This is a genomic window from Pantoea cypripedii, from assembly GCF_002095535.1.
Classification (GTDB): domain Bacteria; phylum Pseudomonadota; class Gammaproteobacteria; order Enterobacterales; family Enterobacteriaceae; genus Pantoea; species Pantoea cypripedii.
Genome location: NZ_MLJI01000001.1, coordinates 3,562,647 through 3,588,978, shown reverse-complemented (window position 1 = coordinate 3,588,978; position 26,332 = coordinate 3,562,647). Strand labels below are relative to the sequence as shown.

General features: G+C 55.9%; 28 protein-coding genes. 17 read left to right on the top strand and 11 right to left on the bottom strand.

Translation table 11 applies throughout. The features are described from left to right. Positions 1-35 precede the first annotated feature (35 nt). Positions 36-944, top strand: a complete 909-nt coding sequence (locus tag HA50_RS16520; RefSeq protein ID WP_084876649.1) for a LysR family transcriptional regulator — start codon at positions 36-38, stop codon at positions 942-944. 2 nt (positions 945-946) lie between these two features. On the opposite strand, the gene HA50_RS16515 is transcribed toward HA50_RS16520, so the two are convergent. Next, positions 947-2,533: an MFS transporter gene (locus HA50_RS16515; RefSeq protein WP_084876648.1), complete on the bottom strand. Its 1,587-nt coding sequence runs from the start codon at positions 2,531-2,533 to the stop codon at positions 947-949. A 217-nt stretch (positions 2,534-2,750) separates the two neighbouring features. On the opposite strand from HA50_RS16515, the gene HA50_RS16510 reads away from it, so the two are divergent. Next, positions 2,751-3,572: an alpha/beta fold hydrolase gene (locus HA50_RS16510; protein ID WP_084876647.1), complete on the top strand. Its 822-nt coding sequence runs from the start codon at positions 2,751-2,753 to the stop codon at positions 3,570-3,572. A 78-nt stretch (positions 3,573-3,650) separates the two neighbouring features. Here the strand turns inward: HA50_RS16510 and treF are convergent, their stop codons facing one another. The 4 genes from treF to HA50_RS16485 all read right to left on the bottom strand — a co-directional run bounded on the left by treF (position 3,651) and on the right by HA50_RS16485 (position 8,189). Further along, positions 3,651-5,309 (bottom strand): alpha,alpha-trehalase TreF, encoded by a 1,659-nt coding sequence (treF, locus tag HA50_RS16505; protein ID WP_084876646.1) that lies wholly within the window; start codon positions 5,307-5,309, stop codon positions 3,651-3,653. A 314-nt stretch (positions 5,310-5,623) separates the two neighbouring features. Next, entirely contained in the window at positions 5,624-6,727 is a 1,104-nt protein-coding gene (locus tag HA50_RS16495) for an NADH:flavin oxidoreductase/NADH oxidase (protein WP_084876644.1), read from the bottom strand. A gap of 18 nt (positions 6,728-6,745) precedes the next feature. Next, the gene (locus HA50_RS16490) at positions 6,746-7,696 is read right to left on the bottom strand and encodes a zinc-binding dehydrogenase (protein WP_084876643.1); all 951 of its coding nucleotides are present in this window, start codon (positions 7,694-7,696) and stop codon (positions 6,746-6,748) included. Next, on the bottom strand, positions 7,689-8,189 hold the full coding sequence (locus HA50_RS16485; RefSeq protein WP_084876642.1) for a lactoylglutathione lyase family protein: 501 nt from the start codon (positions 8,187-8,189) through the stop codon (positions 7,689-7,691). The genes HA50_RS16490 and HA50_RS16485 overlap by 8 nt, the downstream gene beginning before the upstream one ends. Before the next feature lie 94 nt (positions 8,190-8,283). Between HA50_RS16485 and HA50_RS16480 the strand changes: the two genes are divergently transcribed. Next, complete coding sequence (locus HA50_RS16480) at positions 8,284-9,150, top strand: LysR family transcriptional regulator (RefSeq protein ID WP_084876641.1); 867 nt, start codon at positions 8,284-8,286, stop codon at positions 9,148-9,150. 78 nt (positions 9,151-9,228) lie between these two features. Here HA50_RS16480 and HA50_RS16475 read toward each other — a convergent pair whose 3' ends face one another. After that, on the bottom strand, positions 9,229-10,083 hold the full coding sequence (locus HA50_RS16475; RefSeq protein WP_084878582.1) for an SDR family oxidoreductase: 855 nt from the start codon (positions 10,081-10,083) through the stop codon (positions 9,229-9,231). A gap of 101 nt (positions 10,084-10,184) precedes the next feature. Between HA50_RS16475 and HA50_RS16470 the strand changes: the two genes are divergently transcribed. Beyond that, the gene (locus tag HA50_RS16470) at positions 10,185-10,556 is read left to right on the top strand and encodes a winged helix-turn-helix transcriptional regulator (RefSeq protein ID WP_084876640.1); all 372 of its coding nucleotides are present in this window, start codon (positions 10,185-10,187) and stop codon (positions 10,554-10,556) included. A gap of 27 nt (positions 10,557-10,583) precedes the next feature. On the opposite strand, the gene yghX is transcribed toward HA50_RS16470, so the two are convergent. Further along, positions 10,584-11,474 (bottom strand): YghX family hydrolase, encoded by an 891-nt coding sequence (gene yghX / locus HA50_RS16465; RefSeq protein WP_084876639.1) that lies wholly within the window; start codon positions 11,472-11,474, stop codon positions 10,584-10,586. A gap of 483 nt (positions 11,475-11,957) precedes the next feature. Here yghX and HA50_RS16460 point away from each other — a divergent pair, with 483 nt between their 5' ends. The 5 genes from HA50_RS16460 to HA50_RS16440 all read left to right on the top strand — a co-directional run bounded on the left by HA50_RS16460 (position 11,958) and on the right by HA50_RS16440 (position 15,981). Then, positions 11,958-13,373 (top strand): cytochrome ubiquinol oxidase subunit I, encoded by a 1,416-nt coding sequence (locus tag HA50_RS16460; RefSeq protein ID WP_084876638.1) that lies wholly within the window; start codon positions 11,958-11,960, stop codon positions 13,371-13,373. After that, complete coding sequence (gene cydB / locus HA50_RS16455; protein WP_084876637.1) at positions 13,370-14,374, top strand: cytochrome d ubiquinol oxidase subunit II; 1,005 nt, start codon at positions 13,370-13,372, stop codon at positions 14,372-14,374. The genes HA50_RS16460 and cydB overlap by 4 nt, the downstream gene beginning before the upstream one ends. Positions 14,375-14,396: 22 nt before the next feature. Then, positions 14,397-14,543 carry a DUF2474 domain-containing protein gene (locus HA50_RS16450; RefSeq protein ID WP_415860439.1) on the top strand — a complete coding sequence of 49 codons (147 nt, stop codon included), beginning with the start codon at positions 14,397-14,399 and terminating at the stop codon, positions 14,541-14,543. A 188-nt stretch (positions 14,544-14,731) separates the two neighbouring features. Next, a complete protein-coding gene (locus HA50_RS16445) occupies positions 14,732-15,595 on the top strand; it encodes a helix-turn-helix domain-containing protein (protein ID WP_084876635.1) in 864 nt (287 codons plus the stop codon). A gap of 179 nt (positions 15,596-15,774) precedes the next feature. Then, positions 15,775-15,981, top strand: a complete 207-nt coding sequence (locus HA50_RS16440) for a hypothetical protein (protein ID WP_084876634.1) — start codon at positions 15,775-15,777, stop codon at positions 15,979-15,981. Here the strand turns inward: HA50_RS16440 and HA50_RS16435 are convergent. Genes HA50_RS16435 through HA50_RS16420 form a run of 4 tightly spaced genes read right to left on the bottom strand, consistent with a single transcriptional unit; the run spans position 15,978 to position 19,405 of the window. After that, positions 15,978-16,820, bottom strand: coding sequence for a metal ABC transporter permease (locus HA50_RS16435; protein ID WP_084876633.1), 843 nt, complete (start codon positions 16,818-16,820; stop codon positions 15,978-15,980). The genes HA50_RS16440 and HA50_RS16435 overlap by 4 nt on opposite strands. After that, on the bottom strand, positions 16,814-17,674 hold the full coding sequence (gene sitC, locus HA50_RS16430; RefSeq protein WP_084876632.1) for an iron/manganese ABC transporter permease subunit SitC: 861 nt from the start codon (positions 17,672-17,674) through the stop codon (positions 16,814-16,816). The genes HA50_RS16435 and sitC overlap by 7 nt, the downstream gene beginning before the upstream one ends. Positions 17,675-17,676: 2 nt before the next feature. Next, entirely contained in the window at positions 17,677-18,498 is an 822-nt protein-coding gene (locus tag HA50_RS16425; RefSeq protein WP_084876631.1) for a manganese/iron ABC transporter ATP-binding protein, read from the bottom strand. A gap of 4 nt (positions 18,499-18,502) precedes the next feature. Continuing rightward, positions 18,503-19,405, bottom strand: a complete 903-nt coding sequence (locus tag HA50_RS16420; RefSeq protein WP_084876630.1) for a metal ABC transporter substrate-binding protein — start codon at positions 19,403-19,405, stop codon at positions 18,503-18,505. Positions 19,406-19,764: 359 nt separating this feature from the next. Here HA50_RS16420 and HA50_RS16415 point away from each other — a divergent pair, with 359 nt between their 5' ends. The 8 genes from HA50_RS16415 to HA50_RS16380 all read left to right on the top strand — a co-directional run bounded on the left by HA50_RS16415 (position 19,765) and on the right by HA50_RS16380 (position 26,330). Further along, a complete protein-coding gene (locus tag HA50_RS16415; protein ID WP_084876629.1) occupies positions 19,765-20,208 on the top strand; it encodes a GlcG/HbpS family heme-binding protein in 444 nt (147 codons plus the stop codon). A gap of 10 nt (positions 20,209-20,218) precedes the next feature. Further along, positions 20,219-20,944, top strand: a complete 726-nt coding sequence (locus HA50_RS16410; RefSeq protein WP_084876628.1) for an SDR family oxidoreductase — start codon at positions 20,219-20,221, stop codon at positions 20,942-20,944. 18 nt (positions 20,945-20,962) lie between these two features. After that, positions 20,963-21,751, top strand: coding sequence for a siderophore-interacting protein (locus HA50_RS16405; RefSeq protein ID WP_084876627.1), 789 nt, complete (start codon positions 20,963-20,965; stop codon positions 21,749-21,751). A 90-nt stretch (positions 21,752-21,841) separates the two neighbouring features. Further along, entirely contained in the window at positions 21,842-22,381 is a 540-nt protein-coding gene (locus HA50_RS16400) for a PadR family transcriptional regulator (RefSeq protein WP_084876626.1), read from the top strand. Positions 22,382-22,577: 196 nt separating this feature from the next. Further along, positions 22,578-24,059 (top strand): UbiD family decarboxylase, encoded by a 1,482-nt coding sequence (locus HA50_RS16395; protein ID WP_084876625.1) that lies wholly within the window; start codon positions 22,578-22,580, stop codon positions 24,057-24,059. Positions 24,060-24,070: 11 nt separating this feature from the next. Then, complete coding sequence (locus tag HA50_RS16390) at positions 24,071-24,649, top strand: UbiX family flavin prenyltransferase (protein WP_084876624.1); 579 nt, start codon at positions 24,071-24,073, stop codon at positions 24,647-24,649. Between the two features lie 10 nt (positions 24,650-24,659). Beyond that, positions 24,660-25,382 (top strand): DUF554 domain-containing protein, encoded by a 723-nt coding sequence (locus tag HA50_RS16385; protein ID WP_084876623.1) that lies wholly within the window; start codon positions 24,660-24,662, stop codon positions 25,380-25,382. A 72-nt stretch (positions 25,383-25,454) separates the two neighbouring features. Beyond that, positions 25,455-26,330 carry a LysR family transcriptional regulator gene (locus HA50_RS16380; protein WP_084876622.1) on the top strand — a complete coding sequence of 292 codons (876 nt, stop codon included), beginning with the start codon at positions 25,455-25,457 and terminating at the stop codon, positions 26,328-26,330. Positions 26,331-26,332 lie beyond the last annotated feature (2 nt).

Sequence of the window (26,332 nt, the reverse complement as noted above, 5' to 3'; positions counted from 1 at the left end):
TTGTTGTTCAACAAATTTTGGGGAGGGGGTAAGGAATGCGTTTGAACCTCGAAGCGCTGCTGATTCTGGATGCGCTCGATCGTCACGGCACCTTTGCCGCAGCGGCGGCCAGGTTGTTTAAAACCGCGTCAGCGCTGAGTTATACCGTGCAGAAAATGGAAAGCGATCTGAAAATCACGCTGCTGGATCGCTCCGGCCATCGCGCGACTTTTACGCCGACCGGTCGTCTGATGCTGGAAAAAGGCCGCACGTTATTACGTGCGGTGAACGAGCTGGAGCAGCAGGCGCGCTACGTGGAAAGCGGCTGGGAGAGCCAACTGGTGATCAGCGTCGATGCCTCCGTACCCTTTAGCCTGTTGACCCCGCTGATTGATGAATTCTATCAGCAGCATTCGCATACTCAGCTCCAGTTCCGCCATGATGTGCTGGCCGGTTGCTGGGAAGCCCTGCATTACGGCGAGGCAGACATCGTGTTTGGCGCAGTGCAGGAACCGGCGACGCGTAAAGAGATTGGCTGTCAGCCGCTCGGCTGGCTGGAGTATGTGTTTGCCGTCGCGCCGGAGCATCCGCTGGCTGCGGCCCCTGAGCCGCTGCTGCGTGAACAAATTCGTCAGTATCGGGCGGTGACGGTGCATGATTCTTCACGCCACAGTGCGGGTATTGATTTACGCGTGCTGGATGAGCAGAAGACGCTGAGCGTGCATGATTTCCCGTCCAAATTGCAGGCTCAGCTTGCCGGTCTGGGCTGCGGTTATCTGCCTCGCTATCTGGCAGAGCCGCATTTACGCAGTGGCGCGTTGGTGGAACGTCAACTGGATAGTGAATGTCGCCGCGATATGGCGTACCTGGCGTGGAATGAAAGCGCAAACGGTAATGCAGCGACCTGGTGGCGTGAGCGCTTACTCACGCTGCCAGGTCTGCATGACATCTATTTGCCAGCCTGAAGTTAAATCGAAATGTGGTGGCTGACTCGCGGCGGTTCGTTACCCTGATGATATTGCAGCACCGCCTGTTGCAGCTCCACATCGGCGTGGGACACGCGCTGATGCTGGCGCAGGTGTTCCTGCCACGATTCCACCAGGAACCATTCCAGCAGAGCGGTGGGGTCGTCGCTCTGCTCCATCAATCCCCAGGCATAGGCTCCGTCACGGCGGCGCGCGGCGGCCAGTTTGCGCATCTCCCGTTTGAAGTCTGCACGATCGGACTGCGGCACCTGATAACGCACCTGAATCATCACCGGACCACGACGCACATCCACCTCATCGCTCACCACCGGTTCGGCCCAGCGCTGTGCGGGTTGCAGATCGGCTTCCCCGGCAGGCAACACCAGGCGTTTCAGCAGCAGGGCGCTGATCAGTAAGGTCACACCCGCCAGCAGCAGGGTATTCGCCAGCCCGATATGCTGGGCAACTAACCCCCAGACCAGGCTGCCACCCGCCAGCGTGCCGTTAAATACCATCAGATACACCGCCAGACCCCGTCCACGCACCCAATCCGGCAGCACCGCCTGTGCCACGCCGTTCAGGGTGGTCAGAGCGATAATCCAGCCAACACCCAGAATCACCATCAGCAGCAACGCCAGCCACTGCGGTGGGCTGAGTGCCAGTGCCAGCATCACCACCGCACTGAGCAGCGCCGAGAGCAGTAGCAGGCCATCGTTGCCCATACGCAGACGAAAACGGGGCAACAACAGCGCACCGGCAATCGCACCGGCACCGACTGCACCCAGCAGCAGGCCGTAAAACCCGGCAGTACCGTGCAGCATATTACGCGCTACCAGCGGCAGCAGCGCCCAGATGGCACTGGCGAAGGCGAAGTAACACGCGGCGCGCAGCAACACACGGTGCAAATCACGGCTGGCGCGGACATAGCGCAGTCCGGCGCGGAAGGCACCAAAGAAGTGTTCATTCAACTCAGTTTTGGCTTTGGCCGGACGCTTCCAGTACAGCAGCGCGGCAACCACGAAGAAGTAACTGGCGACATCCGCGCCGTAAGCTGCCATCGCGCCGAAACTGGCCAGCAACAGGCCACCGGTGGCAGGGCCGATAGCGCGCGCGATATTAATACCGAGTGAATTCAGCGCTACGGCGTTTTTCAGTTCATGACGCGGCACCAGCTCCGGCACAATCGCCTGCCACGCCGGGCCAAACAGTGCGGCACCGATGCCGCCGACAAAGGTCAGGCCGATTAACCATTCGGTGGTCAGCCAGTTGTTATGCGACAGCACCAGCAAAGTGCCGCTGACGCTGGCCATTAATATCTGCACGGCAATCAGTAAACGGCGACGGTCAACGATATCGGACAGCACGCCCGCAGGCAGCGCCAGCAGGAACACCGGCAGGGTGGCGGCGGTTTGCATCAATGCCACGGCGGCCGGGTTATCAGACAATCCGGTGACCAGCCAGGCGCTGGCGACATCGCGGATAAAGCTGCCGGTGTTGCCTAAGACTGAAGCGGTCCAGATCAGGGCAAATAGCCCGTAGGCGAAGGGGGAAAAGGCACTGCTGCGTGCGGTTACAGGTGGTTGGCTCATGGTCAATCTCCGATAAGGTTGCGATGACTGCACATTACGAAGCCTGGCTGATGGTTGATAGCGGAAAAAATCGGCCAACTTGTCCAGGCTTTTTTGACAGGCGCCGAACGCAAAAAAGTTTGAACAAGTCGTCAAAAACTCTGCTTTAGGTTTTTCCGTCGACCACGGGTAGTTTGATTAGCGAGACACAACATTACTCACCTGACGGAGAAAAATTATGAGCACTTTCAAAACTAAAGACGGCGTTAACCTGTATTACAAAGACTGGGGCAAAGGCCAACCGGTACTGTTCAGCCACGGCTGGCCGCTGGATGCCGACATGTGGGATAGCCAGATGAATTTCCTCGCCGAACGTGGCTACCGGGTTATTGCATTTGACCGCCGTGGTTTTGGTCGCTCTGAACAACCGTGGGAAGGTTACGACTACGACACCTTCGCGGATGATATTCATGGCCTGATTGAACACCTGCAACTGGACGATGTCACCCTGGTGGGCTTCTCCATGGGCGGCGGCGATGTGTCACGCTACATTGGCCGTTACGGCACGGCGAAGGTGAAAGGGCTGGTGCTGCTGGGGGCGGTGACGCCGATTTTTGGTAAAACCAGCGATCATCCGGAAGGGGTGGAGACCGCGGTATTTGACGGCATTAAAGCGGGATTACGTCAGGACCGCGCGCAGTTTATCAAAGACTTCGCGGTGCCTTTCTATGGTACCAATGCCGGACAGACGGTATCGGACGGCGTGATGACCCAGACGCTGAATATCGCGCTGCTGGCCTCGCTGAAAGGTACGCTGGATTGTGTGACAGCGTTTTCCGAGACCGATTTCCGGGCGGATATCGCTAAAGTGGATGTGCCGACGCTGGTGATTCACGGCAGCAACGACCAGATCGTACCGTTCGAAGCCACCGGTAAACTGGTGCACGAGATGATTCCGGGATCGGAGCTGAAAGTGTATGAGAATGGCCCGCACGGTTTTGCGGTGACGCATCAGGATCAACTGAACGCCGACCTGCTGGCATTTTTGCAAGGTAATTAAAAACCCGCGCGATAAATCGCGCCGCTACGGGATTCTGCACCCATCGTAGCGGCGTGATTTATCACGCTGTAATGGATATCAATCCGCCAGCAAATGCCCGTACATCGCCATTAACCGACGTGTCACACCGTTGGTCCAGCCAAAGCCATCCTGCAACGGATACTCACCCCCGCCACCCGGACGGGCGCGCTCGCCACTGATGTCATACTTCTCCACCAGCTTATGATGCAGCGAATAGAAGTTTTTCACCGTGGTCAGCCAGTTAACCGCAATCTCCGTTGCCAGCGTCTCTTCACCGTAGTGATTCAGCCCGACAATCGCCATCCATTGCAGCGGTGCCCAGCCATTCGGCTTGTCCCACTGCTCGCCGCTTTCCACCATCGAGGTGACCAGGCCACCCTGCGTCAGCAACAGCTGGCGCAGCGCCACTGCCTGTAAATGCGCCTGCTCCGGTGTGGCTAAGCCGAGGAACAACGGCACCACGGCAGCGGCGGTAAAGGCACCAAAACGCTGGCGTCGCCAGTCGTAATCGCGATACACCCCGGCGGTTTGATCCCACAGGTAGCGATGAATGGCGCGTTTGCGCACATCGGCTTTTTTCTGCCATGCCAGCGCCGTCAGTTCCTCACCTTTGGCGTGCGACAGGGTGGAAATCATCAGCTCCAGTTTGTAGAGAAACGCATTCAGGTCAACCGGAATGAACTGCGTGGTGCGAATGCTTGCCAGACGATGTGGATCGCGCAACCAGCGTGAGGAGTAATCCCAGCCGGAAGCGGCACCGGCACGCAGATCGCGATACACCTCATTCGCCGGGCGACGCGATTTGCTGGCGGTTTCCACATCTTCAATCCAGGATTCATCGCGCGGTGTATCGCGGTCATCCCAGTAGCGATTCAACAGCGAACCATCGGGCATGCGTACCACATGGCGGTAGGCCTGGTCAGGCATCAGCGAACCGGCACCGTCCATCCAGAACTGGTACTCCTTCATCAGATGGTCGAGATAGCGTTTCGCGCCGCGAATGCCATCTTCCTCAAATAGTTCCACCATCAGCGCAAACACCGGCGGCTGCGAACGGCTGAGATAATAGGTCCGATTGCCATTCGGCACATGACCGTAGTTATCGATCAGCCAGGCAAAGTTGTCGGCCATATCGCGCAGCAGATCGTCACGACCACTCTCCGCCAGGCCCAGCATAGTGAAGTAGGAGTCCCAGTAGTAGGTTTCACCGAAACGTCCGCCTGGCACCACATAGGGTTTCGGTAGCGGCAGCAGCGACGAATGCGGCATATGTTGCTGCGGCATTTTAGTCAGCACCGGCCACAGCTCATCAATATGTTCTGTCAGGGTTTTATCCGGATTAGAAACATAAAAACTTTCATTGCTCTGCGGCAGATAAAAATGGTCATGCACAAATTTGCCGAGATCAAAATCAGCCGAACGTTTGCGGCGGCGATAGCGGATTAAAATATCCAGCGGATCATATTTTGGTGCACAATCCGGGAACGTTTTGCTATCGGCAAATATCCGCGACATTTGCACGTGCTCAAAAAGCTCCATGTATCGATCGGCGGGCGTGAGCGCATCCGGGGCGGGCAGACCTTCAATCAGCTCCGGCTCCGGCTCAGAATCCTGCATCCCCTCAAGGATTAACTCATGAGGATCCTGTTGATACTTCAGTTCCGCATCGCCACGATGCTCTTCGAAAACATTATTTTGCTGGTGGTTAGTATTAATAGCAGCCTCCTGAAAAGTCCCGGTTGCTTAAAATACAAATTATATATCCCTCATCCCTCAGGGCAACAATGCGAAATATCTATGAACGTAATAAATCATGTCGATGGATCGGTTATTTTGGTGATTTTTGAGTGATTACAAGGCGCTATATTTCAGGAAATGAAAACGGTATCTGAAATGAAGCTATAAATAATCGGACAGAATTATCTGTAAATAAGAAAATCGCCAGGTGATGGAGAAAAAATGCGGAAAATATTGATCATTTGATGGCAAACGCAACGCGGAAAAATGCGCCCCGACGGGGGCGCACTCGCTTAGTCTTCGCTGACCCGATAGCGCTCCAGCCAGTGGGCGTACGGGGCGGGCAGCACCCATGAAGGTTCGCTTTTACCCAGCGCCAGCGCGGCATGATAAGGCCAGTGCGGGTTTTTCAGGTGTGCACGGCCAATCATCACCAGGTCCAGCTGGCCTTGTTCAATGGTGGCGTTCGCCACCTGCGGCGTATCGATGCCCCAGGCCGAGGCCACCGGGATATCGGCTTCACGCCGCACGCGCTCGGCGATCGGGGCCATAAACGGGCTACCCCACGGAATATTGGCGTCCGGGGTGGAAAAGCCCATGCTGACGCTCAGCAGGTCCATGCCGTTGGCGCGCCAGTATTTTGTCAGGGTGATCGCTTCCTGCATCGTCTCTTCGTCGCGACCATCAAATTCCAGCACGCCAAAGCGCGCGGTCAGCGGCAGGTTTTCCGGCCACACGGCACGCACTGCATCAAAGGTTTCGCGCAGGAAACGGCTGCGTCCGAAGGCATCACCGCCGTATTCATCGGTACGCTGGTTGGCGTGGACCGAGAAGAAACTCTGCGCCAGGTAGCCGTGCGCAAAGTGCAGTTCCAGCCACTCGAAACCGGCGTCACGGGCGCGTTTTGCGGCGCTGACAAAGTCATCACGCACGCGTTTGATATCGTCCAGCGTCATCGCTTTGGGCACGCGCGGCAGGTTATTGCCGAAAGCGATGGCGGAAGGGGAGAGGGTGTCCCAGCCGCGTGCATCGTTCTCGCTGATATGATCGTCGCCTTCCCACGGCTTATTGGCGCTGGCTTTACGTCCGGCATGACCAATCTGGATGCCCGGCACCGCGCCTGCTGCTTTGATTTCCCGCGCGATACGGGCCAGTTTTTCGGCCTGTGCATCGTTCCACAAACCCAGACAACCGGGGGTGATACGACCTTCCGGCGACACCCCGGTGGCTTCCACAATCACCAGCCCCGCGCCGCCGCGTGCCTGGCTGCTGTAGTGCACGTAGTGCCATTCGTTGCTCAGACCATCGACCGCGCTGTACTGGCACATTGGCGGAATGGCGATACGGTTACGCAGCGTCACATCTTTCAGTGTGAACGGCGAAAATAACCCTGACATAACAACCCCTTAATATGGTTAAAGCAATATAATTTGTTTGCCGCTGAAGTTACGATGCTGCAACGCCTGTAACTGCGTGGGCAGCTGATCGTAAGGAAAATGCAGCAGCAGTTCGCTGTGTAAGGTGCCCTGCGCGATTTGCGCCAGCATGCGTTCACCTTGCTGGGTCAGTGCGTGCCATTGCTGTGCGTCACCATGAAGATGCAGTGCGCCGAGCGCCACTTCATGTAGCGATAACGCACGGCCAAACGGCGTGCAGGGCCACTGTTCTACCCGGCCCTGAATGCACACCAGATGGCCATTCGCCAGCAAGTTATCGGCCAGGCTGGTCGCGTGTTCCGGGCTGGCGGCATCAATCACTGCATAGAAGCGCGAGGCATTGTGCAGCGGATCGCTTAAGGTGTACTTCGCACCGAGTGCTTGCAGGCGGGAAAAATGGCGCTCGCTGCTGAGTGTCGTCACCGTGAAACCACGCGCCTGCGCCAGCTGTACCAGGAAGTGACCGACCGATCCCCCGGCACCGGCAATCAGCAATGACGCGCCCGGCTGGGTGGGAACTTTTTCGATGGCCTGCCAGGCGGTTAATGCCGGGCAGGGGAAGGCCGCTGCCGTAGCAAAATCGATAGCATCCGGCAGGCGCATCAGTACCTGGGCGGCAATGGGGGTAAATTCGGCAAAGCTGCCGGGACGTTGCAGGCTCTGATGATAAGCCACGCGGGTGCCGAGCCAGCGTTGATCAACATCCGCTCCAATGGCTACCACGGTGCCTGCGCCATCCACACCCGGTACTTTGCCGATTTGGCTGTCGAGCACTTTCCAGTCCACCGGATTCAGACCGATCGCCGCGTTCTGCACCAGCACCTCGCCGGACTGCAAAGGATCCGCAGTCAGATAACGATCCTGGAGATCGTGCGGCGATTTGCCGCCCTGCCAGACCCAGCCGCGCCAGTCGTTCGGCACGTTAAACATAGGCACCCGCAGAGTAGGTCAGTTCATAGCTGTGGCTGTAGATCTCAATGATATTGCCGAACGGATCTTCCATATACACCATGCGATAAGGCTTCTCACCGGGGAAATATTCGCGCACCGGCATACGTTGTTTGCCGCCAGCCGCGACGATTTTTTCCGCCAGACCTTCAACATCCGGATCCTGCACGCAGAAGTGAAACACGCCGGTTTTCCAGTATTCAAAGTTGTTTTCTGGCTTTTCCGCCGCTTTGAATTCAAAGATTTCCACGCCGACACGGTCGCCGGTGGAGAGATGGGCAATGCGGAATTTCTCCCAGCCGCCGCCAAATACGTCGCTGCACATCACGCCGATAGCGGAGTCATCTTCCTGGATTTCAGTGGGCGGCATAATCAGATACCAGCCCAGCACTTCGGTATAGAACTTCACGGCCGCGTCGAGATCGGTCACGGACAGGCCAATATGAGAAAAGGTACGAGGATAAGGAGCAGTCATCTGCGTTCTCCATGTGTCGAAAAGATCTACAGGCTACTGCGCAACGGGTATAATGAAAACAGTGATTCGGTTATGGGTTTTATAAAATTTCATTATGTTCAATCCACAATGGTTAAAATCCTTCGCCATGCTGGCGGAGCTGGGTAGCTTCACGGAAAGCGCCGATCGCCTGGGGATCACCCAGGCGGCCGTCAGCCAGCATATCCGGCATCTGGAGCAGCAACTGGGGCCGTTGATCCTGCGCAGCAAGCGTCCGCTGGAGCTGACGCCCGCCGGGCTGGCGCTGCTGGATTATTGCCAGGAGGTGGATCGCGCCCAGCGCCATCTGACGCTACGGCTGAGCGAAGAGGATGTGACCTGTGGCGAAGTGAGCCTGATTTCACCGGGCAGCATCGGTCTGCGTCTCTATCCGTTGCTGCTGGCGTTACAACAGCAGTACCCGGATCTCAGCATCCGACATCGCTTTGCCCCGGATAGCGAGGTGATGGATGCGGTGCTACATAATCGCTACGAGATGGGTCTGGTCACGCAGAAGCCGGACGATAAACGGCTGGTGGCGGAGAAATTTGCTGAGGAACCGCTGGAGCTGGTGGTGCCAGCGGGCGTGAAGGTGCACGGCTGGGCGGATCTGGAAACGCTGGGTTATATCGATCATCCGGATGGTCAGGCGATGGCGACGCGTTTGCTGAGCCGCCGTTTTCCGGGGAATCCGGGGGTGCGTAATTTGCCGCAACGTGGGTTCAGTAATCAGATCAGTTTGATCCTTGAACCGGTGGCGCGTGGTCTGGGATTTGCGGTGATCCCGCAATCGGCGCGGCTGGCGTTTGCGCAGCCGGAAGCGATCCAGGTGGAAAGCTGCGGCGTGTCGCTGGTGGATACCATCTGGCTGATCCACCGTGCCGAGTGGCCATTGTCAGGCCGTGCTCAACAGGCACTTTGCTGGCTGGAGGGTAAAGTGTAGCGGCGCGATTTATCGCGCAGGTTTTTCAGCATCTTGTGCGGAATTGCGCAATAAATTGCGCCGCTACTGATCGTGCGCTTATTTCGCCAGCGCAGCTTTGATCACATCGGCATAAGGTGTTGTTGCGCGGCCAATCAGCTTGCTCAGGGTTTTGCTGTTATCAAACAGCCCGCCCTGTTCGGCTCCGGCATCGGAGTCCGCCAGCATCTCTGCCAGACCATCGGGCAAACCCGCACCTTTCAGTGCCGCCGCGAATTCCGCCTGCGGCAGATTGATATAATCCACTTTCTCACCAGATTGCTGCGCAATCTCAGCGGCGAATTCTGCCAGTGAATAGCTCTCGTCACCGGCCAGTTCATAGATTTTGCCCGCCTGGTCGTCACGGCTGATCACTTCGGCGGCGGCGGCCGCATAATCGGCACGCGCAGCAGATGAGATACGACCTTCGCCAACCGCGCCGATAAACACATGATGTGCCAGCGCTGGCGGGATGCTCGCTGCATAGTTTTCGGTGTACCAGCCGTTACGCAGCAGCGCAAACGGAATGCCGGAAGCCTTCAGCTGTGCTTCGGTGGCGCGGTGCTCCACACCCAGGCCGAGCGGTGAGGTGTCGGCATGCAGCAGGCTGGTATAAGCGATAAAACCCACACCCGCCGCTTTGGCGGCTTCAATCACCGCTTTATGCTGTGCTTCACGCTGTCCGACTTCGCTGGAGGAAATCAGCAGCAGTTTATCCACCCCCGCAAAGGCGCTTTTCAGCGTTTCCGGCTGGCTATAATCAGCGGCACGCAGCGTCACGCCCAGCGCGGCCAGGTCTGCGGCTTTTTCCGGTGAACGCACCGCCGCAATCACTTCGCTTGCCGGGACTTTCTTCAGTAATTCGTTGATGACCAGACGACCCAATTGGCCGGTTGCACCTGTAATCGCAATCATGATGTTCTCCTTCAGTTTGAACTGGTATGTCATCATCCTGGCGTATAAACTAACTTTTAGTAAGTACTTACAGAATTGTTAGTTTGGCGGGAAAAACCTAAATGTCTGAAAACCTGAGTGATAAATTTAGCCGCGGTGAGTTGCTGAACGTCAATTGCCCCTCGCGCGAAGTGCTGAAACGTATTACCAGCCGCTGGAGCGTGCTGGTGTTGCTGGCCCTGCGCGAGGAAACGCTGCGCTTCAGCGAGCTGCGTCGCAGAATTGGTGGCGTCAGCGAACGCATGCTGGCGCAGACGCTGCGTTATATGGAAGAAGATGGTTTTGTCGCGCGCATCGCTTATGACGTGGTGCCGCCGCATGTGGAATACCATCTCACCCCGCTGGGACGTGAAGTCGAAGGGCAGGTTATCGGCCTTGCGGACTGGCTTGAGAGTAACCTGCATCGCATTCTGGAAGTGCGCGAATCGGCGTGACGGCGCGATAGATCGCGCCGCTGCGGATCAGGCGTGCAAATACTTCTCAAACCATCCTAAGGTACGGCTCCACGCCAGCTCTGCCGCCGCTTTGTCGTAACGCGGTGTCGAATCATTATGGAAGCCGTGATTCACGCCGGGATAAATATACGCCTCGTAAACCTTATGGTTGGCTTTCAGTGCCGCTTCATAGGCTGGCCAGCCTTCATTGATGCCTTTATCCAGCGCCGCATAATGCAGCAGCAGCGGTGCCTGAATACGCGGCACATCTTCTGCTTTCGGCTGGCGGCCATAAAACGGCACCGCGCAGGCCAGTTCGGGAAAAGCCACCGCTGCCGCATTGGCGACACCGCCGCCATAACAGAAACCGGTAATGCCGACTTTGCCGGTGCCCGCCTCGTGGTGCATCAGGAAATCCACGGCGGCGAAAAAGTCGTTCATCAGTTTGACCGGATCAATCTTTGCCTGCATGGCGCGGCCTTCTTCATCATTACCCGGATAGCCCCCGACCGAACTCAGCCCATCCGGTGCCAGCGCAATATAACCGGCTTTTGCTACGCGGCGGGCCACGTCTTCGATATACGGATTCAACCCGCGATTCTCATGCACCACCACCACGGCAGGGACTTTGCCGCTGGCTTTTGCCGGGCGCACCAGATAACCGCGTACCTCACCGTGTCCCTGCGGCGATGGGTAGTGAATGTACTCCGGGTTGATAGCGGGATCGGTGAATTCCACCTGCTGCGCCAGCGCATAGTTCGGACTCATGGCACTTAACAACGTGGCACCGGTCATCCCGGCGATGGTGAACTTTGCCGCCAGTGTGATGAACTCGCGTTTGCTGATTTTGCCGTGGGCGTAATAGTCATAAAGCTCAAGCAGTTCCTGCGGAAAATCCTGTGCGGTAAGACGTGTCATAATCTCTCCTTCGCTGATTAACCAGATGGTATTGCTGCTCTAACAAAGCACAGTCAGGAGCAGGTGACAAATGGCATGACGCAAAGGGTTAAGGATTTTTCTGCGCCCATTTGGTTCGCGGTAAGCACCATAAAACCCGACATTTGTTTCTGATTTATTATTGTTGCGTTAACGAATTGGATATTTTTAACGGGCTGACTATAATTTACAGCAGCCTAATCAGGCTGGGGAATTAAGCTACTTGTCGGACGTAATAAATAATAAGTTAAATCCATTCCATTGATTTTACATGAATTAGTGACAGTTAAATTTTTGCAAAAGACACTGTTATAGTTTTGTTGATCCTCACTGTTTATTTTTAAAAACACCACTTCCTTTTACAGTCACGCTCTCTTTCTTCGACTCGCAGGAAAATAAATTCGTTGCCGTTCAATTGTTAATTATAAGTAAAAACTGGTGTTCTATTTGGCAAAGAGGTAAGCAATGTTTGGATTAGATGCCTTTCACCTGGCAAGGATACAGTTCGCATTTACTGTCTCCTTTCATATTATCTTTCCAGCCATCACCATCGGTCTCGCCAGCTTCCTGGCCGTGCTCGAAGGTATGTGGCTGAAAACCCGTAACGAAACCTATCGCGATCTCTATCATTTCTGGTCCAAAGTCTTTGCCGTGAATTTCGGCATGGGCGTGGTCTCTGGCCTGGTGATGGCCTACCAGTTCGGAACGAACTGGAGTGGTTTTTCACAGTTTGCCGGCAGCATCACCGGTCCGCTGCTGACCTATGAAGTCTTAACCGCCTTCTTCCTCGAAGCGGGCTTCCTCGGTGTCATGCTGTTTGGCTGGAACCGTGTTGGTCCCGGTCTGCACTTTTTTGCCACCTGCATGGTGGCGCTCGGGACGATTATCTCGACATTCTGGATTCTGGCTTCCAACAGCTGGATGCACACCCCACAGGGGTACATCATTCAGAACGGCGTGGTGGTGCCACAGGACTGGCTGAAAATCATCTTTAACCCGTCGTTCCCGTACCGTTTGCTGCATATGTCAACCGGGGCCTTCCTCGCCAGTGCCTTCTTTGTCGGTTCTTCGGCGGCCTGGCATCTGCTGAAAGGTAATGACAATCCGGCCATTCGTAAGATGTTCTCGATGGCGCTGTGGATGGCGCTGATCGTGTCGCCGATTCAGGCGATGATCGGTGACGCGCACGGTCTGAATACCCTCGAACATCAGCCTGCGAAAATTGCGGCGATTGAAGGTCACTGGGAAAACCCGCCGGGTGAAGCGACGCCGCTGATCCTGTTCGGGATTCCGGATATGGAGCAGGAGCGTACCAAATACGCACTGGAAATCCCTTACCTCGGTAGCCTGATTCTGACCCACAGCCTCGACAAACAAGTCCCGGCTTTGAAATCGTTCCCGAAAGAAGATCGCCCGGATTCCACCGTGATTTTCTGGTCGTTCCGCGTGATGGTGGCGCTGGGGCTGCTGATGATCACCCTGGGCGTGGTCAGCCTGTGGCTGCGTTTTAAAGGGCGTTTATATCAGTCGCGACCGTTCCTGTGGTTCGCGCTGCTGATGGGGCCATCGGGTCTGCTGGCGATTCTGGCGGGCTGGTTTACCACGGAAATTGGCCGTCAGCCGTGGGTGGTTTACGGCGTTCAGCGCACCATTGATGCGGTTTCCGCGCATGGTGATCTGCATATGAGCATCAGTCTGCTGGCGTTCATTGTGGTGTACTGCTCGGTGTTCGGTGTGGGGTATGGCTACATGATGCGTCTGATTAAACAGGGGCCGCAGGTGGGTGAAGGTCACGATGTGACGCCGGGTGGTCCGGGTCAAAGCAACACGCCTGCGCGTCCGCTGTCTGCCGCTACTCATCAGGAGGGAAGCCACAAATGATCGATTTTTCAATTATCTGGTTCGCGATCATCGTGTTCGCCATCCTGATGTATATCGTGATGGACGGTTTTGATCTCGGTATCGGCCTGCTGTTTCCCTTCAACAAAAACCCGGTTGAGCGCGACATGATGGTCAACACCGTCGCCCCGGTGTGGGACGGTAACGAAACCTGGCTGGTGCTGGGCGGTGCCGGGATGTACGGTGCCTTCCCGCTGGCTTACTCGGTGATTGTGGATGCCCTGACCATTCCGCTGACGGCGATGCTGGTGGGGCTGATTTTCCGTGGCGTCGCCTTTGAGTTCCGCTTTAAAGCGACGGAATCACACCGCCCGTTCTGGGACAAAGCCTTTATCTGGGGCTCGGTGCTGGCAACCTTCAGTCAGGGCGTTTCGGTGGGAGCCATCATCAATGGTTTTCCGGTCAGTGGTCGTACTTTCGCCGGGGGCTATATGGACTGGCTGGCACCGTTCCCGCTGTTCTGCGGTATCGGCCTGCTGGTGGCTTATGCGCTGCTCGGCTGTACCTGGCTGATTATGAAAACCGAGCACGGACTGCATCGTAAAATGTCCGCGCTGGCAACGCCGCTGGTGATTGCGCTGCTGGTGATTGTCGGCCTGATCAGCCTGTGGACGCCGTTCAGCCATGAGGCCATTGCCCAGCGCTGGTTCACCCGTCCCAACTTGTTCTGGTTCCTGCCGGTTCCGGTACTGGTGCTGGTGTGTGCGTGGGGCATCGTGCGCGGCGTCAAACGCGAAGCACATTACAGCCCGTTCCTGCTCACTTTGCTGCTTATTTTCCTCGGCTTCTCTGGCCTGGGGATTAGCGTGTGGCCGTACATCATTCCGCCTTCCATCACCATCTGGCAGGCCGCATCACCGGCTATCAGCCAGGCGTTTATGCTGGTGGGTGGTCTGCTGATTATCCCGGTGATTCTGATGTACACCTTCTGGAGTTACTACGTGTTTCGCGGAAAAGTTAAAGCCGACGAAGGATACCATTGAGATGCGAAGCGGGGTCAGCAACATGCATAACCACGATGCAGTGAAAGCGCCATTCTGGAAACGTATGATGTGGCTGGTGATTATCTACGGCGCAAGCGTGCTGGCACTGGGTGTGGTGGCAACGCTGTTTCGGATGATGATGACGGCTGCGGGGATGCGATCGCATTAATTTTGTGCTGCGGCGCGATCAATCGCGCCGCGACCATTGCCTGCGTAAACATTAGTTGCCTAAGCAATTAATGCTTTTCCCGTTACGCTTTCTTTACTCTTCCTTACATTGGTAATACGTTTTTGTTATATTTATGTGACCGATAACGCAAATTCTGCGTCACCCACTTCCTTTCGATCATCACAGAAATGCTCAGCCTGAATCTGAAACAACAGTACATCGACGATTTGGTGGACTGGATTGAAGCGAACCTGACCGACGACCTCAACATCGATCTGATTAGCCTGAAATCCGGTTATTCCAAATGGCACATGCAACGCATGTTCAAAGAAATGACCGGACAAACGCTGGCGTCCTACACGCGCAAACGTCGCCTGACCATGTCGGCGATGGCGCTGCGTCTGACGCGTATGCCGCTGATTGATATCGCCGTGCGCTTTGGTTTTGATAACCAACAGAATTTTACCAGGGTGTTCAAAAACCATTTTTCGCTGACGCCCGGCGCGTTTCGCCGCAATCCTGAGTTGCAGCTGAAAGATTTCCACAGCCGTATTACCAGCCGCCATCGCTGGGTTGACGTGCGACTGGCAGAGAAGCCGGAGCTGCAACTGAGCGGGGAGGTTATCGAGTGGGAATGCCGTTTCGGCGAATTCATTCATGACCACGGTGATGTGGTGGCGCAGCACGCGCGTGACTTCGTCGCCTTTGCCGGACAGCATGCCAATAAAGGCTGGCTGGGTTTTCAGTTCAGTCCGGGAGAGGGGGCCGATCAGCAACATATCAGCCTGTTCGAGGCGCTGGAAAGCCAGCATGGTGATGTGCTGCCGCGCAATGCGGTGAACTGGACCGGCGAAAGTGGCTTGTACGCGGAAGTTGACTGGCAGGGCACGCCCGAGCAAATCAACGCCTTTACCTCCGACATGTATTACATCCATCTGCCTGCGCTGGGTGTTGCACGCCGTCAGGGTAAAGATTTGCTGCGTCTTGATCTGCAAAACAGCACGCCCGATCGGCTGTACGGCACCTTCTTCATTCCTGTTACTGCCGGATAATGCATAAATCGTGCGGTTGTCTGTGATAAACCGCACGATTATATAAAATAATCCGCCTGACCGGCGTAAAATTCTCCATCGAAACCTGATCCCCCGCGTAAAACCCTAACGCCCCCGAATCAGGCTGAATAATCACCTGCATTCCAGGTCCATCCCGGACCCATAAGAGAAGAAAACTAATGCGACTTTTACCGTTGTTCCTTGTGACAGCGCTGACCGCGTTTTCGGCTATTGCCAGCGCTCAGCTCTCCGAACCGTTCTCACCGCCAGCCGGTCTGCATCCGCATCAGACCTGCCAGCAGCATGAAATTTCGGGCGATAACCCGTTACCGCAAAACAATGGCGGGATGATGGAGTGTGGTCATCGCGATTCGCTGCAAAACTAAGTTTGCAGCGTCTGCCGCTCTGACCGACGCGCCAGCAGGCTGGCACGAATAAACGCGACGATAAACACCAGCGCAAACAGCACCACAATGGTGGGAGCAGGGGCGCTATCCAGATAAAACGACCCATACACCCCACCCAGCGACACCATGACGGCCACCACCACCGCCGTGATTAGCGCGTGTGAAAAACGTCGCGTCAGCAACAGGGCAATCGCCCCTGGTGCAATCAGCAAAGAAACCGACAGAATGATCCCGACCGCTTTCATTGTTGCCACGATGGTCAGCGCGACCATGCACAGCAGACCATAATGCAACAGGCGAGTGGGTAATCCGCTGGCCTGCGCCTGTTGTTGATCGAAGCAGAACAATAAAAAATCCCGCCATTTTAACGCCATAATCAGCATGATCGCTGCCGCGATGATCCCGGTTTGCACCATATCCGCCACGGTGATGCCCAGCATGTCGCCGAACAGGATGTGATCGAGATGGACCTCCGGTTTGCTGGCGATATACAGAATCAGCCCGACTGCGAACATTCCGGAGAAAACAATGCCCATCACCGTATCCTGCTTGATGCGGCTGTTGTCCTTCAGGAAACCGCTGGCAACGGCGCAAAACACCCCGGCAGTAAAGGCACCGACCGCCAGCGGCAGACCCAGCATCCAGGCCAGTACGATGCCGGGAAATACCGCATGGCTCATGGCATCCCCCATCAGCGCCCAACCTTTCAGCACCAGAAACACCGACAGCAGAGCACAGGGAACGGCGACCACCACGGCAATCAACAGCGCGTGGTGCATAAATTCAAACTGGAGAGGTTCGGTCAGCAGGCTCAGCATTGGGCATCCTCCAAAGATGTTCTGGCGCGCCGCCGCTGCGCCAGCAATCCCTGTTGCGGGGCGAAGACAAACGCCAGCAAAAACAACAGCGTTTGCGCCACCACGATAATGCCGCCGGTGGCACCATCCAGATAATAACTGGCCCAGGCACCGAGGAAGCTGGTGACGCTGCCAATACCGACGGCGATGGCTAACAGGCGCGGAAAGCGGTCGGTCAGCAGCCAGGCGGTGGCACCCGGCGTTACCACCAGACAAATCACCAGAAACGCCCCCACCGTTTGCAGCGCGGCGACGGTAGATAGCGCCAGCAGGGTGAAGAACAACAATTTGAGGCGGCCTGGGTGCAGGCCGATGGCGCGGGCGTGGTTCTCGTCAAAAAACGTCACCAGCAAATCTTTCCATTTGAAAAACAACACGCAGATGGAGACCGCGCCAATCAGCGTCAGTTGCAGGATATCGGCGGGGGCGATGGCGAGAATATTGCCCAGCACGATGGTCTGAATGTTCACCGCCGTCGGGTTAAGCGACACCATAAACAGGCCGAGGCCGAAAAATGAGGTGAAGATCAGGCCGATGATCGCGTCCTCTTTTAACCGGGTCCGCTGGTTAAGGAACAGCATGCTGCCCGCCGCCAGCCCGCCGGAGAGAAAGGCCCCGAGGGCAAACGGCAAACCGAGCATATACGCGCCCGCCACGCCGGGTACGATGGAATGCGACAGCGCATCGCCAATCAGTGACCAGCCTTTCAGCATCAGATAGCAGGAGAGAAAGGCGCACAGGCCACCGACCAGCGCCGAGACCCACATGGCGTTCAGCATATATTGGTAGCTAAAGGGTTCCAGTAGCAGCTGCATCGTCAGACCCTCTGTTTGCCGTGGGGCAGATGGGCGACGAACGGCCGTTCATCATCGGTGATGATGCGATCTTCTGAACCGTTCAGCACCACATGGCGCAGCACGCCGCTAAACGCGCGTTCCAGATTTTGCTGGGTGAAAGTGGTCGCCGTCGGACCGCTTGCCAGCACCGTGCCTTTCACCATCACCGTGTAATCACAGAACTCAGTGACCGAGCCGAGATTATGCGTTGAAACCAGCAGGGTTTTCCCTTCATCGCGCAGTTCCCGCAGCAGGCTGATGATTTTGGCTTCGGTCTGCACATCCACCCCGGTAAATGGTTCATCGAGCAGGATCACTTCGCCCTGTTGTGCGATGGCGCGCGCCAGAAACACGCGTTTTTTCTGGCCGCCGGAAAGTTCACCAATCTGACGATGACGCAGGGCCAGCATATCGACGCGATCCAGCGCAGCGTTGACCATGTCATGGTCATGCTGTTTGGCAATACGCAGCATCCCCATATGGCCGTAACGGCCCATCATCACCACATCTTCCACCAGCACCGGAAAAGACCAGTCAACCTCTTCCGCCTGGGGCACGTAGGCAACCAGGTTGCGCCGCAGCGCCTGACGCGTTGGCATGCCGAGGATGCGAATTTCCCCCTGCGCCAGTCGCACAAACCCCATCACTGCCTTAAACAGCGTCGATTTACCGGAGCCGTTAACTCCAACCAGCGCGGCGATGGAGCCGCCCGGTACGCTGAAACTGGCCTCCCGCAGGGCGGTGTGCCCGTTGCGGTAGGTAACGCTCACTCCGGATGCGGCAATGCCTGCGACCTGGGTCATAACTTTACTCCTTCATGCCGTCTTTGATGCCTTGCACCAGCGTACGGGTGGTGACGTTGAGTAAGTCGAGATAAGTGGGGACCGGGCCATCGGCCTGGCTGAGCGAATCGACATACAACACGCCGCCGTAGTGCGCACCGGTTTCGCGTGCCACCTGGCGTGCCGCTTTGTCGGATACCGTGCTTTCACTGAAAACCGCAGGAATGTTTTCCTGCCGGACGCGATCAATCACCCGGCGTACCTGTTGCGGCGTGCCTTGCTGGTCGGCATTGATTGGCCACAGATAAAGTTCTTTCAGCCCCAAATCGCGCGCCAGATAGGAAAATGCGCCTTCACTCGAAACCAGCCAGCGTTTATTTTCCGGGATTTGTGCCACTTGCTGGCGCAGCGGGAGCAGCGTCGCGGTGATTTTCTGTTTGTAAGTCTCGGCATTGCGCTGATATATCGCGGCATTGGCCGGATCGTAATGCATCAGCGCATCGCGGATGTTGTCGACATAAATCAAGGCATTGTCGGGGGACATCCAGGCATGGGGATTGGGTTTGCCATTGTACGGGCCTTCGCTGATGCCCATCGGCGTCACGCCGCGTGTAACGATAACTTCGGGCACATCTTTTAAGTGCTGATAAAAACGCCGGAACCACAGTTCAAGGTTCATGCCGTTGGTAAGAATCAGCTGCGCCCCCTGAGCGCGTTTGATGTCGCCCGGCGTGGGCTGATATTCATGGATTTCGGCACCCGGTTTGGTGATCGAGCTGACGTCCGCCGCCTCTCCGGCCACGTTTTTCGCCATATCGGCGATGACCGTGAAGGTGGTCACCACCCTGAATTTCTCGCTGGCGAAAGCACCGGGAATCACCACGGTACTCAGCAGCGTGCACAGCAATATTCCTCTTATCATTTTCATACATCCATCCTCGGCATGATTAAAAAACGACCTGATATAGCAATTGCTATACTTTATAGCAGTTGCTAATACGATCGCCAAGTTCAGGTGTGTAAAGCTGTGTATGTGGATGCTTTGCGCAATAACCCAGTGCGATATTGGGTCACGGCGCAAATATCACGCATCTGGCGTAGCGGCGCGATTTATCGCGCAGGTTTTATCTGAAGGGGGGATGAACGATTGATGTTGTACGCAATAGCATTTTTCGGCATTGCGCTTAAGATATATCATAACTATTCTGACGGCGTCAGATGAGAATGAGTTTCGCTTTCATATTTGATTCATGCGCGGGCTTCTGACGCCCGACGCGAGGCAAAATAATGGAAAAAAAACCTGAATCGACCAGCGTTGTGCTGGCCCAGACTTACCACTCGATTTCGCTGGCGGCGGCACGCACCGTTATCACTGCGGCTCTGCAAACCGCAGCCCAACATGGCTGGCATATCAGCGTCGCGGTAGTGGATCGCGCTGGCGAGCTGGTCAGCCTGGATCGCAGCGATGCGGCGATCGGCATCAGCCCGAGCGTGGCGCAGGGTAAAGCGCGCACCGCCGCGTTGTTACGCGCCCCCTCGAAAGAGTTCGAAAGCTTTATCAATAGCGGCAGCCCCAGCTTCCTCGCTACTCCGGGGGTGACGCCACTCGAAGGCGGCATTCCGCTGTGGTTACACGGCGAAGTGATCGGTGCGGTCGGCGTGAGCGGAGCGCACGGCGCTAACGATTCACTGGTGGCTGAACAGGCTGCTGAAGCGCTGGCCTCATTCTAAGGAACAGACGATGGCAGCCTTACAGAACAAACATCTGGTGGTGATTGGCGGCAGTTCCGGCATCGGTTTTCAGGTTGGGCAGCAGGCGGCAGCCGCAGGGGCCAGTCTGACGCTGCTCGGTCGCAATACCGAACGGCTGGCGCAGGCGCAGAACGCGTTAGCGGAGCAGGGCGCACAGGTGGCGACCCTCGCGGTAGATGCCCACGATCACGATGCGTTGCGCGCGGCTTTTAGCCAGCTTGATGCCTTTGATCATCTGGTATCGATGGTGGGCGATGCCATGGGCGGTGGCTTCCTTACCGCCGATATGGCGCTGATTGAAAAGGTGATTTACTCGAAATTCCTCACCAATGTGCTGATTGGCAAACTGGCGGCAGAAAAAGTGCGCTCAGGGGGTTCGCTGACCTTTACTGCGGGCACCGGTGGCCGCGCCCAGCATGCCTGTGCCAGCTATGTTGGCAATCAGGGCATTGTGTCGCTGGCGCAGGGGCTGGCTGTGGAGCTGGCACCGAAAGCGCGCGTCAACTGCGTCGCCCCCACCTGGACGGTGACACCGTTCTGGCGGCAGCAAGCCGCGGAGCAGGTGGAGCAAACCCGCCAGCATTTCGCCGGGATCATTCCGCTGGGCCGTACGGCGGAAATTGACGAGCTTGCCAGCGCTTATCTGTTCTTAATGCAAAACGATTTTATTACCGGACAACAAATCGCGGTGGACGGCGGCATTATGCTTGGCTGATCCCGCAGGAGAGATGACTTGAGAAAACAGACCCCGACAGGTAACCCACGCGCGCCGCAACGTGTGCGCAATGAACTGCGTTTCCGCCACATCACCGTGGCAAGCAAAACCCGTGTTGCCGGAGAATTCTGGCGCATTGTCTTTACCGGCAGCGATCTGGCGGGTTTCAACTCGCCTTCCTATGACGACCATATCAAAGTTTTCTTCCCGGAAGCGGGCGGGGTGCTGGCGTTGCCACAGATGACCGACGAAGGCGTGGTGTGGCCTGCGGGCATGCGTCCGGCAGCGCGTGATTACACGCCGCTGGCGTTTAACGGCGTGGATTCGCTGACCATCGATTTCTTTATTCACGATGGCGGTGTGGCCAGCAACTGGGCTAATGATGCGCAGCCGGGCGACCAGCTGGCGATGGGCGGTCCGCGTGGTTCGCTGATCATTCCTGCTGATTATGCCAGCCAGATCTATGTCTGTGACGAAACCGGCCTGCCCGCTATCAAACGTCGTCTGGCGGAAATTGACGCCCAGGACGTGCATCTGCTGGCCTTTGTTGACGAAGCCACTGGCCGTGATTATCTCGGCGAACTGGCTGGCGTCAATGTCAGCTGGCTTGGCAGCGGCACCATGCAGAGTGATAACCTGGGTGCGCTGATTGCGAAGCTGGACCGGATCTCACTGCCGACCGAAGAATACTTTATCTGGCTGACCGGTGAAGGCGAGGCGGTGAAACTGCTGAGCGATTACTTTACCCAGCGTCGTGGTGCCGATACTGATTTTGTGCGTGCCGTAGCCTACTGGCATCAGAAATAACCGACTCTTGCCCGCCCATTGCCGCCTGTGTTGAATTTTGCCAGGCGGCAGACTACTATCAACCTCCCTTAACCCATCCTCAGGCAGGCAATGAAACAGCATCGGGATTTTGCATGGCACGGCGACCAGGCACAGCGTGGCTTTTGTGCGGGGGCGCGTAAAAAGCGCCGTGAACGAATGCTGGATGCCAGTGATATCCGTCTGTTAATGCTGCACTTTCTGGCGCAAAGCAATGCGCACGGTTATGAGCTGATCAAATCGGTTGAAGAACTCTCCAAAGGGGAATACTCCCCCAGTCCCGGTATTATCTACCCCAATCTGACGCTGCTGGAAGAGATGGACGCCATTCGTGTGGTGGACGCTCAGGAGTCACGCAAGGCATACACGCTTAATGATGGTGGCCGTGCGTTGCTGGCGGAAAACCGTGAAAATGTCGCGACTATTATTCAGCGTCTCACCTCTCTGGCTATTCTGGTCAATAACCGCAGCATTCCTGAAGTTGAACAGGCGATTCACAATATTAAATTCACGTTAAATCATCGTCTGGCGCAGGAAAATATTTCCGCTGAAACACTTGAGGTCGTGATCACAGCGTTAAATGAAGCCGCAGGGAAAATCGCAAAGAGTTGATCTACATCATTTTTAACCCCTAAAATTGTTGCAACATTGTTTAATTAAATTAAGTAAATAAAAACAAAGTTGTAGCAATAATTACAGCTAAACCAAAAAGGTTTGGCTGGTAAATATAAACGGTAGTTTTTCTCACCATTATTCAGCGCTACTTTTTCCGCATCGCATTCATTCCGAAGCGTTAAGGGAAAAGAATATGTCTGAAACCAAAAAACAGCCGGTGCATGATCTGCGTTCGGCCATCTCATTGCTACAAAGCCTGAAAGGCGAATTCGTCAGCACCGATACTGAAGTCGACCCCCATGCGGAACTCTCCGGCGTGTATCGCTATGTCGGTGCCGGTGGTACCTGCGAGCGTCCAACGCGCAAAGGCCCGGCGATGATGTTCAACAAGGTGAAAGGTTTTCCTGATGTGCGCGTGGTGACTGGCCTGATGTCAACTCGCGAGCGTGTCGGCCACCTGCTGGATTGCGCGCCAGAAAAACTGGGTTTTCTGCTGAAAGACTCGGTACATCATGCGGTTGCGCCGGTGGTGATCAGTGAAAAACCGCTATGCCAGGAAGTGGTGCACTACGCGGAAGATCCGAATTTTGACCTGCGTACCTTATTACCCGCACCAACCAACACCGAAGAGGATGCCGGTCCTTACTTCACCATGGGGATGTGCTACGCGTCCGACCCGGAAACGCACGAGTCAGATATCACCATCCACCGTCTGTGCATTCAAAGCCGCGATGAACTGTCGATGTGGTTGACCCCAGGCCGTCATATTGATGCTTTCCGTGAAAAAGCGGAAAAAGCCGGTCAGCCGCTGCCGATCTCCATCAGCATTGGCGTTGACCCGGCGATTGAAATTGCTGCCTGCTTTGAACCGCCGACAACACCGCTGGGCTTTAACGAACTGAGCATTGCCGGGGCATTGCGTGGTAAGCCGGTAGAACTGGCACCGTGCGTCAGCATCAACGAAAAAGCCATCGCCCACGCTGAAATCGTGATTGAAGGCGAACTGCTGCCGAATGTGCGGGTGCGTGAAGACCAGAACACCAACACCGGTAAAGCGATGCCGGAATTCCCCGGTTATACCGGCGAAGCCAAAGCACAACTGCCGGTGATCAAAGTGAAAGCCGTTACCCACCGCAAACACCCGATTCTGCAAACCACTCTTGGCCCAAGCGGCGAACACGTCAGCATGGCTGGTATCCCGACCGAAGCCAGTATTCTCGATATGCTGGAACGCGCTATGCCGGGCCGTGTAGTGAATGTGAATGCTCACACTTCAGGTGGCGGCAAGCTGCTGGCGGTGATTCAGTTTAGAAAATCTTCCCCGGTGGATGAAGGTCGCCAGCGTCAGGCCGCTCTGATTGCCTTCGCGGCTTTCTCTGAACTGAAGCATGTGATCCTGGTGGATGAGGATGTGGATGTGTTCGACACCGATGACATCCTGTGGGCGATGCAAACCCGCTTCCAGGGCGATGTCGATATCGCCACCATCGCCGGTGTGCGTTGCCATCCGCTCGATCCGTCGCAGGACCCGGCCTACAGCACCAGCATCACGCAACAAGGTATGACCACCAAAACCATCTTTGACTGCACCGTGCCGTGGCATTTGAAAGCCCACTTTGAACGTTCGAAGTTCAAAAAAGTGGATGTAAAACGTTTCCTTCCCGATTTTGAGTAAGTGAGGTTGTAGTGAGCAGAAGGCGCATTATCGTCGGCATTAGCGGCGCGTCTGGTTTCCAGTACGGTATGAAGGCGCTGCAATTGCTGCGCGATCAGGATGTTGAGGTCCACCTGGTGGTGACCAAAGGCGCGGAAGTGACGCGTTCAATGGAAACCGATTGGCAGCGGCAGGAGATTACCGATTTAGCCGATGAGGTGCATAGCATCAGTAACCTCGGCGCGTCGATCTCCAGCGGCTCGTTTAAGACCCTCGGCATGTTGATTGCGCCCTGCTCAATGAACTCGCTGGCGTCCATTGCCCATGGACTGACCGGCAATCTGCTGACCCGTGCAGCAGATGTGATCCTGAAAGAGCGGCGTCGGCTGGTGTTAATGGTCCGTGAGACGCCGCTCAATCTGGTGCACATTCGCAACATGGCGGCAGTTACCGAAATGGGCGGCATTGTTTATCCGCCGGTTCCGGCTTTTTACCAGAAGCCACAATCCGTGGATGAAATGGTACATCACAGCGTAGCGCGCGCCCTCGACCTGTTTGACCTCGATGTTGGCAACCTGAAACGCTGGGGTGAAAAACATCATGAAGCGTAAGGAGTAAATTATGGTAGTGGGACCCTTTGTCAACGGCAGTGCCGTACTGATTGGCGGACTGGCGGGCGCGTTTCTCGGCACGAAAGTACCGGAACGGCTGCGCGTAGCTCTGCCAATGACCTTCGGCCTGTCGTCGATGGGCCTCGGGATTGTGTTGATTGGTAAAATTCACAGTTTACCGGCAGTGATTCTGGCGCTGATTATCGGTGCCGCCATCGGTGAACTGGTGTTTCTGGAAGAGAAAATTGGCCGGCTGGGTAATCTGGCAAAAGGGCTGGTTGGACGTTTCCAGAGCGAACAAACCGAAACCGGTCTGTCGGGTGCTGCCTTTACTGAGAAGTATGTGGCGATTCTGGTGCTGTTCTGTGCCAGCGGCACCGGCATTATCGGGGCAATGACCGAAGGGATGACGCACGATCCCAATATCCTGTTTGTGAAATCAATCATGGATATCTTTACCGCTGCGATTTTTGCTACCTTGCTGGGTTACGCAGTGGCGGTAATCGCCGTGCCGCAGCTGATTATTCAGCTGGTGCTGGCTTCAGCGGCGGTGCTGATTATGCCGCACACCTCGCCGACCATGATGAGTGACTTCACCGCAGCGGGTGGATTTATCATGCTGGCAGCCGGTTTCCGTATCGCGGGGATTAAATCTTTCCCGGTCGCCAATATGCTGCCCGCGTTGATACTGGTGATGCCGGTCAGTTATCTGTGGTCGATGTATATCCACTAAGCAACACGTCAGCCGCGGTTGGATCGTGGTTAGCCATGCTAAAATAAGCGCGGAAAAACGCGCGGAGTCATCATGGATCTCAAACGATTGCATTACTTTTGCTCGATAGCGGAACAAGGCTCCATCAGTAAAGCCGCGAAGCTATTGAACATCGCACAACCGCCGCTGGGTAAGCGCCTGCAGGAGCTGGAAGAGGAAATTGGTTCACCGCTGTTTACCCGCACACCACGTCGTATGGTGTTGACCGAAGCCGGAACCTTTCTCTATCGCCAGGCCTGCGACATCTTAAGCCGGGTCAATCAACTCAAGCGCCAGACCATCACCATCGCCACGCGCAAACAGCGCCGGGTAAATATCGGTATTTCCTACCTTTATCTGCGTTATTTCAACAGCATCCTGATGGATTACTACCGCAACCGCCCCGACTGGGACATCAACGTGATTGTGTCTGATTCCAGCCATCTGGAAGCGATGCTGCTGGATAACACCGTGGATATTGCGCTGATGCAAGTTCCTGGCGATCGCCAGCCCTGGTTTATCCGTGAGCTGGAACCGATTGATACTATCGCGGTGATTTCTTCCCACTACAGCCCAATGCTGGCCGGGAAAGCCTTGCAGTTCAGTGACCTGAGCGGCATTCCGCTGATGTTGCTGCACCGTATCGGCGGGGAAGGGACCTATGAAGTGATGCGCAGCAAACTGTTCAGTAGCCTCGATCAGGTGAATATCACCATTAAGGTTTCAGAACCGCGTCTGGTATTGGAAATGATGGAGCAGGGTTTTGATGGCGCGGCATTTTTACCGCGCTCCGAATTTATCCCCAGCGCACTGGGCAAATATATGGTGTGCCCGCTGGCGGAACCTTTCGCGATTTATCATCCGGCGATCGTCACCTTAAGTACCGCGCAGGACCGGCTGTTATGGCCGCAGGAGCATGAGGTCGCCTGACC

What these genes read in the sequence shown, in the direction of transcription:
- HA50_RS16520 (WP_084876649.1), top strand. Translation starts at nt 36, where the DNA reads ATGCGTTTGAACCTCGAAGCGCTGCTGATTCTGGATGCGCTCGATCGT.
- HA50_RS16515 (WP_084876648.1), bottom strand. Translation starts at nt 2,533, where the DNA reads ATGAGCCAACCACCTGTAACCGCACGCAGCAGTGCCTTTTCCCCCTTC.
- HA50_RS16510 (WP_084876647.1), top strand. Translation starts at nt 2,751, where the DNA reads ATGAGCACTTTCAAAACTAAAGACGGCGTTAACCTGTATTACAAAGAC.
- HA50_RS16495 (WP_084876644.1), bottom strand. Translation starts at nt 6,727, where the DNA reads ATGTCAGGGTTATTTTCGCCGTTCACACTGAAAGATGTGACGCTGCGT.
- HA50_RS16490 (WP_084876643.1), bottom strand. Translation starts at nt 7,696, where the DNA reads ATGTTTAACGTGCCGAACGACTGGCGCGGCTGGGTCTGGCAGGGCGGC.
- HA50_RS16485 (WP_084876642.1), bottom strand. Translation starts at nt 8,189, where the DNA reads ATGACTGCTCCTTATCCTCGTACCTTTTCTCATATTGGCCTGTCCGTG.
- HA50_RS16480 (WP_084876641.1), top strand. Translation starts at nt 8,284, where the DNA reads ATGTTCAATCCACAATGGTTAAAATCCTTCGCCATGCTGGCGGAGCTG.
- HA50_RS16475 (WP_084878582.1), bottom strand. Translation starts at nt 10,083, where the DNA reads ATGATTGCGATTACAGGTGCAACCGGCCAATTGGGTCGTCTGGTCATC.
- HA50_RS16470 (WP_084876640.1), top strand. Translation starts at nt 10,185, where the DNA reads ATGTCTGAAAACCTGAGTGATAAATTTAGCCGCGGTGAGTTGCTGAAC.
- yghX (WP_084876639.1), bottom strand. Translation starts at nt 11,474, where the DNA reads ATGACACGTCTTACCGCACAGGATTTTCCGCAGGAACTGCTTGAGCTT.
- HA50_RS16460 (WP_084876638.1), top strand. Translation starts at nt 11,958, where the DNA reads ATGTTTGGATTAGATGCCTTTCACCTGGCAAGGATACAGTTCGCATTT.
- cydB (WP_084876637.1), top strand. Translation starts at nt 13,370, where the DNA reads ATGATCGATTTTTCAATTATCTGGTTCGCGATCATCGTGTTCGCCATC.
- HA50_RS16450 (WP_415860439.1), top strand. Translation starts at nt 14,397, where the DNA reads ATGCATAACCACGATGCAGTGAAAGCGCCATTCTGGAAACGTATGATG.
- HA50_RS16445 (WP_084876635.1), top strand. Translation starts at nt 14,732, where the DNA reads ATGCTCAGCCTGAATCTGAAACAACAGTACATCGACGATTTGGTGGAC.
- HA50_RS16440 (WP_084876634.1), top strand. Translation starts at nt 15,775, where the DNA reads ATGCGACTTTTACCGTTGTTCCTTGTGACAGCGCTGACCGCGTTTTCG.
- HA50_RS16435 (WP_084876633.1), bottom strand. Translation starts at nt 16,820, where the DNA reads ATGCTGAGCCTGCTGACCGAACCTCTCCAGTTTGAATTTATGCACCAC.
- sitC (WP_084876632.1), bottom strand. Translation starts at nt 17,674, where the DNA reads ATGCAGCTGCTACTGGAACCCTTTAGCTACCAATATATGCTGAACGCC.
- HA50_RS16425 (WP_084876631.1), bottom strand. Translation starts at nt 18,498, where the DNA reads ATGACCCAGGTCGCAGGCATTGCCGCATCCGGAGTGAGCGTTACCTAC.
- HA50_RS16420 (WP_084876630.1), bottom strand. Translation starts at nt 19,405, where the DNA reads ATGAAAATGATAAGAGGAATATTGCTGTGCACGCTGCTGAGTACCGTG.
- HA50_RS16415 (WP_084876629.1), top strand. Translation starts at nt 19,765, where the DNA reads ATGGAAAAAAAACCTGAATCGACCAGCGTTGTGCTGGCCCAGACTTAC.
- HA50_RS16410 (WP_084876628.1), top strand. Translation starts at nt 20,219, where the DNA reads ATGGCAGCCTTACAGAACAAACATCTGGTGGTGATTGGCGGCAGTTCC.
- HA50_RS16400 (WP_084876626.1), top strand. Translation starts at nt 21,842, where the DNA reads ATGAAACAGCATCGGGATTTTGCATGGCACGGCGACCAGGCACAGCGT.
- HA50_RS16395 (WP_084876625.1), top strand. Translation starts at nt 22,578, where the DNA reads ATGTCTGAAACCAAAAAACAGCCGGTGCATGATCTGCGTTCGGCCATC.
- HA50_RS16385 (WP_084876623.1), top strand. Translation starts at nt 24,660, where the DNA reads ATGGTAGTGGGACCCTTTGTCAACGGCAGTGCCGTACTGATTGGCGGA.
- HA50_RS16380 (WP_084876622.1), top strand. Translation starts at nt 25,455, where the DNA reads ATGGATCTCAAACGATTGCATTACTTTTGCTCGATAGCGGAACAAGGC.